Source organism: Streptomyces termitum, from assembly GCF_014650175.1.
GTDB classification, from domain to species: Bacteria; Actinomycetota; Actinomycetes; order Streptomycetales; family Streptomycetaceae; genus Streptomyces; species Streptomyces termitum.
The window spans coordinates 18,224-30,909 of record NZ_BMUL01000008.1 but is presented as its reverse complement, the minus strand read 5'-3'; the positions used below and the strand labels follow the sequence as shown (position 1 = coordinate 30,909).

At 73.8% G+C, this 12,686-nt stretch carries 13 protein-coding genes; 8 read left to right on the top strand and 5 right to left on the bottom strand.

The genetic code is table 11. The features are described 5' to 3' along the window. Nucleotides 1-22: 22 nt before the first annotated feature. From IE219_RS16755 to IE219_RS16740, 4 genes are all read right to left on the bottom strand, one after another. Nucleotides 23-922, bottom strand: coding sequence for a F510_1955 family glycosylhydrolase (locus tag IE219_RS16755; RefSeq protein ID WP_189978096.1), 900 nt, complete (start codon nucleotides 920-922; stop codon nucleotides 23-25). 125 nt (nucleotides 923-1,047) lie between these two features. Beyond that, nucleotides 1,048-1,671 (bottom strand): DUF305 domain-containing protein, encoded by a 624-nt coding sequence (locus IE219_RS16750; protein WP_189978094.1) that lies wholly within the window; start codon nucleotides 1,669-1,671, stop codon nucleotides 1,048-1,050. A gap of 117 nt (nucleotides 1,672-1,788) precedes the next feature. Then, nucleotides 1,789-2,220 (bottom strand): DUF6153 family protein, encoded by a 432-nt coding sequence (locus IE219_RS16745; protein WP_189978092.1) that lies wholly within the window; start codon nucleotides 2,218-2,220, stop codon nucleotides 1,789-1,791. A gap of 85 nt (nucleotides 2,221-2,305) precedes the next feature. Next, a complete protein-coding gene (locus IE219_RS16740; RefSeq protein WP_189978090.1) occupies nucleotides 2,306-2,650 on the bottom strand; it encodes a tetratricopeptide repeat protein in 345 nt (114 codons plus the stop codon). A 160-nt stretch (nucleotides 2,651-2,810) separates the two neighbouring features. Between IE219_RS16740 and IE219_RS16735 the strand changes: the two genes are divergently transcribed. The 3 genes from IE219_RS16735 to IE219_RS16725 all read left to right on the top strand — a co-directional run bounded on the left by IE219_RS16735 (nucleotide 2,811) and on the right by IE219_RS16725 (nucleotide 5,077). Then, nucleotides 2,811-3,776, top strand: coding sequence for a pirin family protein (locus tag IE219_RS16735; RefSeq protein WP_189978088.1), 966 nt, complete (start codon nucleotides 2,811-2,813; stop codon nucleotides 3,774-3,776). 202 nt (nucleotides 3,777-3,978) lie between these two features. Beyond that, nucleotides 3,979-4,632 carry a deoxynucleoside kinase gene (locus IE219_RS16730; protein WP_189978086.1) on the top strand — a complete coding sequence of 218 codons (654 nt, stop codon included), beginning with the start codon at nucleotides 3,979-3,981 and terminating at the stop codon, nucleotides 4,630-4,632. Nucleotides 4,633-4,678: 46 nt separating this feature from the next. Further along, the gene (locus IE219_RS16725; protein WP_189978083.1) at nucleotides 4,679-5,077 is read left to right on the top strand and encodes a TOBE domain-containing protein; all 399 of its coding nucleotides are present in this window, start codon (nucleotides 4,679-4,681) and stop codon (nucleotides 5,075-5,077) included. Between the two features lie 18 nt (nucleotides 5,078-5,095). Here the strand turns inward: IE219_RS16725 and IE219_RS16720 are convergent, their stop codons facing one another. After that, nucleotides 5,096-6,667: a PucR family transcriptional regulator gene (locus IE219_RS16720; RefSeq protein WP_189978081.1), complete on the bottom strand. Its 1,572-nt coding sequence runs from the start codon at nucleotides 6,665-6,667 to the stop codon at nucleotides 5,096-5,098. 228 nt (nucleotides 6,668-6,895) lie between these two features. On the opposite strand from IE219_RS16720, the gene IE219_RS16715 reads away from it, so the two are divergent. The 5 genes from IE219_RS16715 (at nucleotide 6,896) to modA (ending at nucleotide 12,605) form a co-directional block, all read left to right on the top strand. Further along, complete coding sequence (locus IE219_RS16715; RefSeq protein WP_189978079.1) at nucleotides 6,896-7,756, top strand: FAD binding domain-containing protein; 861 nt, start codon at nucleotides 6,896-6,898, stop codon at nucleotides 7,754-7,756. After that, on the top strand, nucleotides 7,753-10,554 hold the full coding sequence (locus IE219_RS16710; protein WP_189978077.1) for a molybdopterin-dependent oxidoreductase: 2,802 nt from the start codon (nucleotides 7,753-7,755) through the stop codon (nucleotides 10,552-10,554). Before IE219_RS16715 ends, IE219_RS16710 begins: the two co-directional genes overlap by 4 nt. 133 nt (nucleotides 10,555-10,687) lie before the next feature. After that, on the top strand, nucleotides 10,688-11,197 hold the full coding sequence (locus IE219_RS16705; protein ID WP_189978075.1) for a molybdopterin-dependent oxidoreductase: 510 nt from the start codon (nucleotides 10,688-10,690) through the stop codon (nucleotides 11,195-11,197). Nucleotides 11,198-11,306: 109 nt separating this feature from the next. Further along, nucleotides 11,307-11,696, top strand: a complete 390-nt coding sequence (locus IE219_RS16700; RefSeq protein WP_189978073.1) for a TOBE domain-containing protein — start codon at nucleotides 11,307-11,309, stop codon at nucleotides 11,694-11,696. A gap of 96 nt (nucleotides 11,697-11,792) precedes the next feature. Continuing rightward, on the top strand, nucleotides 11,793-12,605 hold the full coding sequence (modA, locus tag IE219_RS16695) for a molybdate ABC transporter substrate-binding protein (RefSeq protein ID WP_189978071.1): 813 nt from the start codon (nucleotides 11,793-11,795) through the stop codon (nucleotides 12,603-12,605). Nucleotides 12,606-12,686: the final 81 nt, after the last annotated feature.

The window sequence follows — 12,686 nt, the reverse complement described above, 5'->3', positions numbered from 1 at the left end:
TCCCCCGCGCACGCGCGCGTGGTCAGTGGTGCTCCTTCCCGGAGGTCACCGCCATCCGGCGCTCGAAGGTGTGGCCCGCGTCCCGGGACTCGTACACGCCGTCCCCCGTGGCGACCAGCAGCCGCCGCGCGTCCACGGCGGTCAGTGCCTGCGGGGCGCCGCCCGGCACGGTGCCGACCCGGGTCCAGTCGCCCCCGCCGTCGGCGGAGCGGAAGAGGACCCCGTCCGGATCGATCCCGTACAGCGCGTCGGCCGTGCCCCAGGAGAGGTGCGCCAGGATCCGGCCGTTCCCGGGGGAGAAGGTCCGGCCGCCGTCCGTGCTGCGGACGACGCCCCGCTCCGTGGTGGCGAGGACGGTGCCGGGGTCTGCGGGGGAGACCGCGATGTCGAGGGCGCGCAGGGCGGCCCGGTCCTCCCAGGCCACCTGGTCCCGGGTGACCCGCAGCAGGCCGCGGGCGCTGTCGTACCCGTAGACGGTCCCGCCCGACGTGTCGAGGGAGTGGAAGTCCACCTCGCCCGCGAGCGACTTCTCCCGCCAGTTGCGGCCGGAGTCGGTGGAGGCGATCAGGCCGAGGTCCGCCGGGCCGTCGCCGCCCGACGGCGGATGGCCGCTGGCCAGGAAGGTGCCGTCCGGGGCGATCGTGAAGCCCATGAAGTCGTCCCGCCGGTCGCCGACGAGGACGGGGCGGCCGTCCGGCCCGGGGGAGTGGAGGCCCTGGTGGGTGGCGACGTACAGGACGCCGTCGCGCAGCCCGACCCCGTGGATGTGGGAGAGGGCGGTGTCCGGGGACGCGGATTCGGCGGCGGCGGATTCGGGGGCGGTGGGTCCGGCGCAGGCGGTGAGTGCGAGGGAGAGCGCGAGGACGGCGGCCGCGGTCGCGGCGGACCGGGCCCCGGGCCGGGAGAAGCGGTGCGTGGGCATGGTTCTTTCGTTCGCCGGGAGCAAGAAGGACGGAAGCGCGCGGAAGAGCGCGGAAGGGATCGGAGGAGAGCGCGGGGAGGGCCGGGGCGTTCCGTGCGGGCGCGCCCCGGCCCTCCGTACCGGCGTCAGAGCCGGTCGAGGATCTTCCTCAGCTCGGCGATCTCGGCGTCCTGGGCGCGGACCACCTCACCGGCGAGGGCCTTGGCCTCGGCGTTCGCGCCGTCCTTCTGCTCCTGCTTCGCCATCTCCACGGCGCCCTCGTGGTGCGCGATCATCAGCTCGGCGAACTTGCGGTCGAAGTCCTTGCCCTTCACGGCGGCGAGGTCCTTCATGTCCTGCTCGGACATCATTCCGGCCATGGAGTGGCCCATGCCCGCGGACTCGGGCTTGTTCCAGCCCTTCAGCCACTCCTTCATCGTGCGGATCTCGGGGTCCTGCGCCTTCTCGACGGCGGCGACGATCTTCTTGATGCCGGCGTCCTCGGCCCGCCCGTCGCCGAGCTTCGCCATCTCCAGGGCCTGCTGGTGGTGGGGGATCATCATCTGCGCGAACATCACGTCCGCGTCGTTGAAGGAGCCCGCGGACGCGTCCGGGGCCGAGGGGGCGGCGGACGCGGAGGAGCCGCTGTGGTCCATTCCCGTCATGGGGGCGTCGTCCGTGCCGCCGCAGGCGGCCAGGAGCAGGGCGGCGGCGGTGACCGCGCCGGCCAGGGCGAGGGTGCGGGGGGTGCGGCGCTGGAAGGCACGCATGGTGATACCTCGAATGCTGTCGGCGGACGCGCGGAAGGCACGCCCGTACGGAGTCGGAAGACCGGTACCGGTGGGGCGCGGGCGGCGTGGAGCGGCCCGCGGCCGGGGCGGTACGGCCTAGATCCGCAGGACGGACAGCCGGGCGAGGTCGGGCGGGCGGCGCGGCGGGGCGTGCGGCCCGAGCGCGGGGACCAGCCGCGCGAGGAGGAGGACGAGCCAGTCGGGGCGGCGGCCGAGCGCGGCCCGGACCAGACCGGCGAGGAGCCAGCCGGCGAGGACGGCCACGCAGAGGGTGGCCATGTCCATCCCGGAACCGGGACCGTGGTCCCCGTCCCGCTGCCGGTCGGCTCCGTGGGAACCGTCCCCGGCCGGCGCGGCGGCGTGCGCTCCCGGCGCCGCGGCCGCGGTCGGGGCGGGGGCGGACTCGGACCCCTTGGGGTGCCCGACGCCGTGCATCATGAAGATCCCGAGCGCGAGCACGACGACGAGCAGGAGGTGCGCGAGGGCACCTCCCGCTCGTCCGCCGTGGTGCGACCGGGGTGTGGGCATGATCAAGGACCTCCTGGCCCGACCATACCGTGCCGGGGTATCAGATCCGCGTCAGTGCCCGGCCGGGAAGCCCGGCGCCGGGGCGTCAGGCCGGCAGGTCGCCGCTCATCGCGGCGGCCATCCGCAGGTGCGGCGCGGCCTCCTCCGGCCGGTTCTGGCGCTCCAGCGTGCGGCCCAGCATCAGCCGCGCGTAGTGCTCCACCGGGTCGCGGTCCAGGACGGCCCGCAGCTCGGTCTCGGCCTGCGAGAGCTGCGCGGAGTGGTAGTAGGCGCGGGCGAGGAGCAGTCGCTGGGCCGTCTGGTCCGGGTGCTCGGCGACGAGACCGCGCAGGATCCGGATGGCACTCCGGTACTCCTTCGCGTCGAAGAACAGGCGCGCGCGGTCCCAGCGGTCCGCGGCCGTTCCGAACTCGTAGTACGTGTCGCTCACTTGCTCTCCCTGTTCCGGGGGCCTCATCTGCCACCCTGGGGGTGGTTCGCCCTCGTCAACACCGAAGAGTAGTTGAACATTCCACGACCTCTTCGTTCCCGCGCTCCCCCCACCGGATCCACTTTCACTCCACCCCCCCCACGAGAGGCATCGATCCGCCATGAGCAACCTTGACCGCCAGGCAGAGCTCTCCGTCTGCGGCGGCCGCGGCTTCGTCGTCGCCGAGCCCGTACGCGAACTCCTCAGCCCCCGCCACGTCCGGCTCGGCGAATCCACCGAGGTGCGCCGCCTGCTGCCGAACCTCGGCCGGCGGATGGTCGGCGCCTGGGCCTTCGTCGACCACTACGGCCCCGACGACATCGCCGACGAACCCGGCATGCAGGTCCCGCCCCACCCCCACATGGGCCTCCAGACCGTCAGCTGGCTCCACGAGGGCGAGGTCCTGCACCGCGACTCGACCGGCGGTCTCCAGACGATCCGCCCCCGCGAACTCGGCCTCATGACCTCGGGCCGGGCGATCTCCCACTCCGAGGAGAGCCCCCGCCCGCACGCCCGCCTCCTGCACGGCGCCCAGCTCTGGGTCGCCCTGCCCGACGCCCACCGGCACGTCGAACCCCACTTCCAGCACCACGCCGACCTGCCCCGGGTCACCGCCCCCGGCCTCACCGCCACCGTGATCCTCGGCTCCCTCGACGGCGCGGTCTCGCCCGGCACCGCGTACACCCCGATCACCGGCGCCGACCTCGCCCTCACCGCCGGCACCGAGACCGCCCTCCCCCTCGACCCCGACTTCGAGTACGCGGTCCTCGCCATGTCCGGCGAGGCGCACGTCGACGGCGTCCCCGTCCTGCCCGGCTCCATGCTCTACCTCGGCTGCGGCCGCACCTCCCTCCCCCTGCGCGCCGCCTCCGACGCGGGCCTGATGCTCCTCGGCGGCGAACCCTTCGAGGAGGAGATCGTCATGTGGTGGAACTTCATCGGCCGCACCGGCGACGAGATCGCCCGGGCGCGCGACGACTGGGAGAAGGGCGCGCGATTCGGCGAGGTCCACGGCTACGCCGGCTCCCGCCTCTCCGCCCCGGACCTCCCCGCCGCCCCGCTGAAGCCGCGCGGACGGGTGCGCTGACCCCCGGTCGCACGGAGGCGACAGCGGCCGTCGGCCCCCTACATGTGGGAGGGCGGGGGTGGGGTGCGCCCAGATGTAGTGTGTGGGGTGCCGGTGGTTCGTCGGGGGCTCTCGCCCTCGGGGCGCATCGGTGAACAGGCCGCCGGGCGGTGGGGCGGCTCGCTCTCCCGCCGCGCGCGGCGCGTCGGGAGAGAAGCGAGGAATGGCAGTGATCTGTGTCGGAGGCATGATCGGCATCGGCAAGACGAGCGTCGCCGAACTGATCGCCGGGGAACTCGGCAGCGAGGTCTTCTACGAGAGCGTGGACGACAACCCGATCCTGCCCCTCTTCTACTCCGCGAGCCCCGAGGAGATCGAGGCGAAGCGGTACCCCTTCCTCCTCCAGCTGTACTTCCTCCGGACGCGGTTCGCCTCGATCAAGGAGGCGTACCGGAAGAACGACAACGTCCTCGACCGGTCCATCTACGAGGACTGGTACTTCGCCAAGGTCAACCACGACCTCGGCCGGATCAGCTCCCTGGAGATGGAGCTGTACGAGGGGCTGCTCGACGAGATGATGCGCGAGATCGACGGCCTGCCGTACCGCAAGGCGCCCGACCTCATGGTCTACCTCAAGGCCGACTTCGAGACCGTGCTGCACCGCATCGGACTGCGCGGGCGCGACTTCGAGCAGGACGAGAACCTCGTCGCGTACTACCGGACGCTGTGGTCCGGCTACGACGACTGGGTGCACCGGCACTACTCGGCGAGCGACGTCCTCGTCATCGACATGAACAGCACCGACGTGGTGAACGTCCCGGAGGACGCGGCGCGCGTGGTCCGTCAGGTCAGGGAGGCCCTCGCCAAGGTGGCCTAGGCCCCTGCCCCGCGAAGGTCCGCCGGACAGGGCCTAGAGTGCGGACGTGGCGTCGTACAGCATGGGGCAGGCCGCGCGGCTGCTCGGAGTGAGTTCGGAGACCGTCCGCCGGTGGGCGGACGGCGGCAAGCTGGCCGTGGTGCGCGACGGGGGCGGCCGGCGGGTGATCGAGGGGGTGTCCCTCGCGGCCTTCGCCCAGGAGCGGGGGGCCGGGCTGCACGCGGTGCCGGAGGACGGCGTGCCGACGTCGGTGCGGAACTCCTTCGTGGGGATCGTGACCGCCGTACGGGTCGACGAGGTGGCCGCGCAGGTGGAGGTGCAGGCGGGGCCGCACCGGCTGGTGTCCCTGGTGACCCGCGAGGCCGTCGAGGAGCTCGCGCTCGCCGTCGGGGTCACGGTGACCGCCCGCGTGAAGTCGACCAGCGTCCACATCGACCTGCCCTGAGGCCCCGGGCCCGGCCGCTCAGCGCGTCAGGAGCGCGGCGCGCAGGTCCAGCCGGTCGTCGAGGCGGGACAGGTCGCGGCCGGTGAGGGTCTCGATCCGCCCGACGCGGTAGTGGACCGTGTTGACGTGGATGTGGAGGGCCTCGGCGGTCCTCGCCCAGGAGCAGTCGTGCGCGAGGAACACCTCCAGGGTCTCCAGCAGCATGGCGCCCGACCCCCGGCCGGCCTTCGCCAGGGGGCCCAGGACGGTCGCGCGGTAGACCTCGCGCACGGACGCGGGGACGCCGGCGAGGAGCGTCGCCAGGCCGTCGAGGTCGCGGAGCCGCGCGACACCCGGTGACGGCGGCGCGGCGGCGCGGGCCCCGGCGAGGGCGTAACGGGCCTGCGCGAGGCCGCTGTTCAGGGCGGTCGCGTCGCAGGGTTCGCTCAGGCCGGCGTGCCAGGCGCTCCCCGGCCGGCAGGCCCGGATCAGGGGCGCGGCCTCGCGCAGCCGCCCCGCCGCCTCTGTCGAGACCGCCGGGTCGGCTTCGTCCGCGGTGTCCGCCGTCGTGTCCGGGGTGTCGTCGTGCGCGAGGACGGCCGTCGCCGTGCCGTCGCCGTCCCGGGCGACGGCGAACGCGGCGGACGGCAGGTGCCCGAGGGCCTCGGCGAGCGCGGCGGCGCCGTCGGCGCCGGTGTCCCCGTCCGGTTCCAGGGCGGCGGTGACGACCGTGTACGAGGACCGGCCGGCCAGCCCGCAGGCGGCCAGCGCGCGGTGGAGGCGGCCCGGGTCGGCGCGCGGCGCGCCGACGAGCTCCATCAGCCGGGCGGCCGCGGGGCCGCGCCCGGCCCGGTTCCCGTCCTCCCGGCGCCGGTGGCGGGCCAGCAGTTCGGCTATCTCCTGGAGGACCCTCGGCGGCACCTGCCCCTCCTCGGGCAGGTGCAGGTACCAGGTGTCGAAGTCGGTGCCCCCGGCGTCGATCCGCAGCGTCGTGCCCCGCGTCCCGGTCAGGGCCTCCCGGGCCTCCCGCGCGGGGAGCCCGCCGGTGCCGCCGGTGCGGGCGACGGTCCGGCCCGTGGCGGTGAGGAGGTGGCAGACGGGCGTGCCGAGGTGGGAGAAGGCGCGGTCGAGGAGTTCGCCGGCCGTCGCGCGGTGCTCCAGCGCGCGGCCGAGGTCCCGGCGGACGTTCTCCGGCAGGGCGTGGTGGTCCGCGCGGTGGCGGTTGAGGTCGCCCCACCGGCGCAGGTAGACGGCCTCGGTGACGGCCCGGAAGCTGGTGTGCGGGGGCACGGCGACGAGCGGGACGCGGTGCCTGCGGCAGGCGTCGACGAGTTCGCGCGGCACCTCCCCGTGGGTCTCCTCCCCGGCCAGCAGCGCCACCGCGCCCGCCTCCCGCAGCGCGGAGACGAAGCGGTCGGTCTTGGCGGCGGCACCGTCGGGCGTCCACCAGACGAGCCCGCTCAGCACGACCTCCCCCGGCTGGAGGAAGCGCGCCGGGTCCTCCAGGTCGGTCGCGGTGACCCCGGCGATCTCCCGGCCGAGCAGCGCCTCGTCGCCCCAGACGAGGAGGAGGTCCAGGCGGTCGAGACGGAGGAGGTGGTCGACGTGCATACGGGGCTCCTTGCGCGGTCGCGGACCCGGGGGCCGCACCCACATTCACGAGGCAGATGCGAGTGGCTGCATCGTAAGTGCACGGGGCGAGGCGGAAAACGCCTCTTGGGTGATCCTCCAGGCAGGGGCGCCGTCCGAGGGGCGTTTTCCGGGTTCCCGTCCAGTCGTGCGGGCGGTCCCCGCCGGGCTTCACTGGCCTGAAGACATCGGTCGGAAGACGGGGACGGCATGGACCTGAACACGGTCGTCGACGTGCGGGACGCGCGGCGGCGGGAGCCCTGGCGGGACGGGGACGCCTGGCTGGGCGGCGGGACGTACCTCTTCTCCGAACCCCAGCCGCACCTGCGGCGGTTGGTCGATCTCGGCCGGATGGGCTGGGAGCCGCTCGCGCGCCGCCCGGACGGCTCGCTGGAGATCGCGGCGACCTGCACCGTCGCTCAACTGTCGCGCTACGGAAGGCGTTTCCTGGACGCGCCCGCGGCGCCGCTCTTCGAGCAGTGCTGCCGGGCCTTCCTCGCCTCGTTCAAGATCTGGAACATGGCGACCGTCGGCGGGAACCTGTGCAACGGCCTGCCGGCCGGCCCGATGATCTCGCTCACCGCCGCCCTCGACGGCGTCTGCCTCCTCCTGGCCCAGGACGGGTCGACGCGCGAGGTGAAGGTGACCGATTTCATTCGGGGCGCGGGCGTCAAGGACCTCGCCGAGGGCGAACTGCTGCGCTCGGTCACGCTGCCGGGACGGGCGCTGGAGTGCCGTACGGCCTTCCGGCAGGCGTCGCTCTACGGCCTCGGGCGGTCCGGCGCCCTGGTGATCGGGACGCTCGACCCGGCGGACGGCTCGCTGGCGGTGACGGTCACCGCCGCCACCACCCGCCCGTTCCGCTTCTGGTTCCCGCTGCCGCCGACCGCCGGGCGGCTCCGCGCGGAGATCGACACGGCGGTGTCCGGCGCCGAGTGGTTCGACGACATCCACGGACTGCCCGAGTGGCGCCGGCACATGGCACTGCGCCTCGCCGAACAGGTCCGCCGGGAACTGGTCACCACGACCGCCACCACCACGACCGACATCGCCGAGGAGGACGCCCGATGAGTTTCGGCATCCAGGTCAACGGCCGCCCGTTCGACACCGAGCCGCGCGCCGGCCAGTGCCTGCGCACCTACCTCCGGGAGCGGGGCTGGTTCGGCGTGAAGAAGGGGTGCGACGCGGGCGACTGCGGGGCGTGCACCGTCCACGTCGACGGGGAGCCGGTGCACAGCTGCCTCTACCCGGCCGTACGGGCCGAGGGGCGCGCGGTGACGACCGTCGAGGGGCTGGCCTCCCCGGACGGCGAACTCCACCCCGTGCAGCGGCGGTTCCTCGACGCGCAGGGCTACCAGTGCGGCTTCTGCACGGCCGGTTTCCTGATGACGACCGCCGCCCTGGAGGCGGAGCGCGGCACCCCGCACGACGACGGCAAACTCGACGACCTGCCCCGGGCGTTCAAGGGCAACATCTGCCGCTGCACCGGCTACCGGGCGATCGAGGACGCCGTCCGGGGCGTGGCGCACGTCGAACGGCCGTGCGCGGGAAGGGCGGTGGGCCGGAACGTCGGCGCCCCGGCCGGCCCGCGGGTGGTGACCGGCACCGCCCGCTACACCTTCGACGTCGAGGTGCCGGGGCTGCTGCACATGAAACTGCTGCGCTCCCCGCACCCGCACGCCCGGATCCTCGCGATCGACACGGCGGACGCGCTGCGCGTGCCCGGCGTCGTCGCGGTCCTCACCCACGAGGACGCCCCGGCGGTCCTGTACTCCTCCGCCCGGCACGAGCACCCGACCGAGGACCCCGACGACACCCGCGTCCTGGACGACGTGGTCCGGTACGTGGGCCAGCGGGTCGCGGCCGTCGTCGCCGACAGCGAGGGGGCCGCCGAGGAGGGCTGCCGCCGGATCGCGGTGACGTACGAGGAACTGCCGTACGTCACCGATCCGGAGGAGGCCATGCGCCCCGGCGCCCCCGTCGTCCACGCCGGAAAGGGGCCGGAGGCCCGTATCGCCCGGGTGGAGGCCAACGTGGCGGGCGAGGCGCACGGCGAGATCGGCTCGGTCGAGGACGGGTTCGCCGAGGCGGACGCCGTCTACGAGGAGACCTTCCGCACCCAGCGGGTGCAGCACGCGAGCCTGGAGACGCACGGCTGCGTGGCGTACTTCGAACCGAAGGAGGACGGCACCGGCGAGCGCCTCACCGTCCGCTCCTCCACCCAGACGCCGTTCCTGACCCGGCGGGCGCTGTGCGCGCTGTACGGCCTGCCGGAGGACGAGGTGCGGGTGGTCGCGGGCCGGGTCGGCGGCGGCTTCGGCGGCAAGCAGGAGATGCTCACCGAGGACGTCGTCGCCCTCGCCGCGCTGAAGCTGCGGCGCCCGGTGAAGCTCGAGTACACCCGCGCCGAGCAGTTCTACGGGGCGACCACCCGGCACCCGTTCACCATCGCGGTCAAGGCGGGCACCCGCTCCGACGGCACCCTCACCGCCGTGCGGATGCGGGTGGTGGCCGATACCGGTGCGTACGGCAACCACGGCCCGGCGGTGATGTTCCACAGCGTCGGCGAGTCCTTCGCCGTCTACCGCGCCCCGCACAAGAAGGTCGACGCGTACTCCGTCTACACCAACGTCGTCCCGGCAGGCGCGTTCCGGGGCTACGGCCTCGGCCAGGTGACGTTCGCCGTGGAGTCGGTGATGGACGAACTGGCCCGGCGGATCGGCATGGACCCGCTGGTCTTCCGCGAGAAGAACGTCATCGGGCCGGGGGAGGGCATGCACAGCCCGATCGGCGAGGAGGAGGACCTGCACATCGCCTCGTACGGCCTCGACCAGTGCCTCTCCGTCGTGCGCGCGGCCATCGCCGAGGACCGGGGCGCCGAGGAGGAGGTGCCCGAGGGGTGGCTGGTCGGGCAGGGCACCGGCCTGGCGATGATCGCGACGGGCCCGCCCGGCGGCCACTACGCCGACGCCCGGGTCTCGCTGCGGGAGGACGGCACGTACGACATCGCGGTGGGCACCGCCGAGTTCGGCAACGGCACCACCACCGTCCACCAGCAGATCACCGCGGGCGCGCTGCACACCACCGAGGACCGGACCACCGTCCGCCAGTCCGACACCGACGTCGTCCGCCACGACACCGGCGCCTTCGCCTCGGCCGGCACCGTCGTCGCCGGGAAGGCCGTCCTCCTCGCCGCCACCTCGCTCGCCGAACGGCTCCGCACCCTCGCCGCCCGCCACACCGGCACCGCCCGGCACCTGTGCGTCCTCGGCGCCGAGTCCGTCGACTGCGCGGGCCGGACGGTGCCCCTGAAGGAGCTGTACGAGGCGGGGCACGCGCTCGGCGCGGCGGAGGAGCTGGCGGCCGACGGGCACTGGGGAGGCACGCCGCGTTCGGTGGCCTTCAACGCGCAGTGGTTCCGGATCGCCGTCGACCCCGGCTCGGGCGAGATCCGCGTGCTGCGCAGCGTCCACGCGGCCGACGCCGGGAAGGTGATGAACCCGATGCAGTGCCGGGGCCAGGTGGAGGGCGGGGTGGCGCAGGCGCTCGGCGCCACCCTCTTCGAGACGGTCCGGACCGGCGAGCGGGGAGAGGTGACGACGGCCGCGTTCCGGCGCTACCGGCTCCCCCAGTACGCGGACGTGCCCCGGACCGAGGTCCACTTCACGGAGACGTCCGACGCGATCGGCCCGCTCGGCGCCAAGTCCATGAGCGAGAGTCCCTTCAACCCGGTCGCCCCGGCCTTCGCCAACGCCCTGCGGGACGCGACGGGCATCCGCTTCACCGAGCTGCCCCTGACCCGCGACCGGGTCTGGCGCGCCCTCCACCGGCACACCGGAGGCTCCGATCGTCAGGGCGCGCATCTGTGAGGAAGAGATCGGTCATCCGGCCACAGATGCGGTGAGGAAGTGTGAATAGCCATGGCAATCAAGGTTCCCCGGACCGGTGGTCGGGTATCACTGCGCGCAGCAGCCGCACCCGACCGCCGGGAGGGGACCCCCGATGAGCCGCCAGGACGCCGCACCCCGCGCCGTGCCCGCACCCGACACCTCCGCCGGAACCCTCGCGCTGTGGGGGGAGGTGGCCCGCCCCGGCACGCTCACCGTCGCCGACCTGCGCCGGGGCTGGGAGCAGCGGCGGGCCGAGGTCGTCTTCGACTGCGCCACCGCGGGCCCCCAGCGCCACACCTTCACCGGACCGCTGCTGCGCGAGGTGGTGGCCGCGGCGCGCCCGCGCTTCGACCCCGCGCGCCGCAAGGAGCGCTCCCGCTTCCTGCTCGCCGTGAGCGGCGGGGACGGGCACCACGCGGTCCTGTCCTGGGCGGAGGTCGACGCCGACTTCGGCGACGCCCCGGTGCTCCTCGCGACCCGCGTGGACGGCCGGGACCTCGACGCGGTCGGCGCCCACCTCGTCGTACCGTCCGACCGCTGCGGCGCCCGGTACGTCAGCGCCGTCACCGGCATCTGGACCGGCCTCCACCGCTTCGGCGGGGCCGTCCCGTCCGAGGCGTGAGACCGGCCGACAGCCCCCTCGTGGGTTCCTACGACCGATCTCTCATCCGCGATGGAGAGTCCCACGATCTTGTTGCAGATGAGGCTGATAGCGCCCTACGGTGTCGCATATGCAGTCCTACACCATCGGACAGGCCGCACGTCTGCTGGGCGTCAGCCCGGACACGGCGCGGCGCTGGGCGGACGCGGGCAGGGTCGCGACCCACCGCGACGAGAGCGGCCGGCGCGTCATCGACGGCGCGTCGCTCGCGGCCTTCTCCACGGAACTCGCGCAGGCGGACGACGAGGACGCGTCGTACACCTCGGCGCGCAACGCGTTCCCCGGCATCGTCACCGGGATCAAGCTCGGCGACATCGCGGCCCAGGTCACCATCCAGGCCGGTCCGCACCGACTCGTCTCCCTCCTCACCCGCGAGGCCGTGGAGGAACTGGGACTGGAGGTCGGCATGCGGGCCACCGCCCGCGTGAAGTCGACCAGCGTGCACATCGACCGCACCTGACCACTCCCCACGCACCACGACGCACCACCCCCGGCCGTCGGCGCGACCGGCCCGTTCCCCTTTTCTTCCGTTCCTCTCCAAGGAGTGCCCGCGCTCATGTCCCGCACCCTCACCGGACGCCGCACCGCCACCGCCGCGCTGACCGCCGCCCTGCTCGTCCCGCTCGCGGCCTGCTCCTCCGACACCGGCTCCGGGAAGGCCGCCGCGGGCTCCACCCCCGCCGGGTCCGCGAGCGCCGCGCCCCGGGCGGACCTGACGGTCCTCGCCGCCGCCTCCCTGACCGACGTCTTCAAGACCGCCGGCGCCGCGTACGAGAAGGCGCACCCCGGCACGAAGCTCACCTTCTCGTTCGCCGGTTCGCAGGAGCTCGTCGCCCAGGTGTCGCAGGGCTCGCCCGCCGACGTCCTGGTCACCGCCGACACCAAGAGCATGGACAAGGTGAAGGCCGACACGACCAGCCCGGCGATCATCGCGAAGAACCGGCTCGTCATCGCCACCGGCAAGGGCAACCCCTTCAAGGTCGACGAGCTGAAGGACCTGGCCGACACCAAGCTGAAGGTCGTCCTCGCCGCGCCCGAGGTGCCCGCGGGCAAGTACAGCAAGCAGATCCTCGACAAGCAGGGCGTCACGGTGAAGCCGGTCTCCCAGGAGTCCAACGTCCGCGCGGTGCTCAGCAAGGTCGAGCTCGGTGAGGCCGACGCCGGTCTCGTCTACAAGACCGATGCCGAGAGCGCGAAGGACAAGGTCGACGCCGTCGAGATCCCCGACGACCAGAACGCCATCGCCCAGTACCCGGCCGCCACGATCAAGGAATCGAAGAACGCCGAGGCCGCCGCCGCGTTCGTCGCCTGGCTCTCCTCGCCCGAGGGACAGAAGATCCTCCAGGACGCGGGCTTCCAGAAGCCGTAACCCCCCCCAGGAGCACCTCTACCGTGAGGGGCCGTCCGCACCCGGGCCGGACCGCCCCTCCGGCCCTGTCCCCACCTCCCC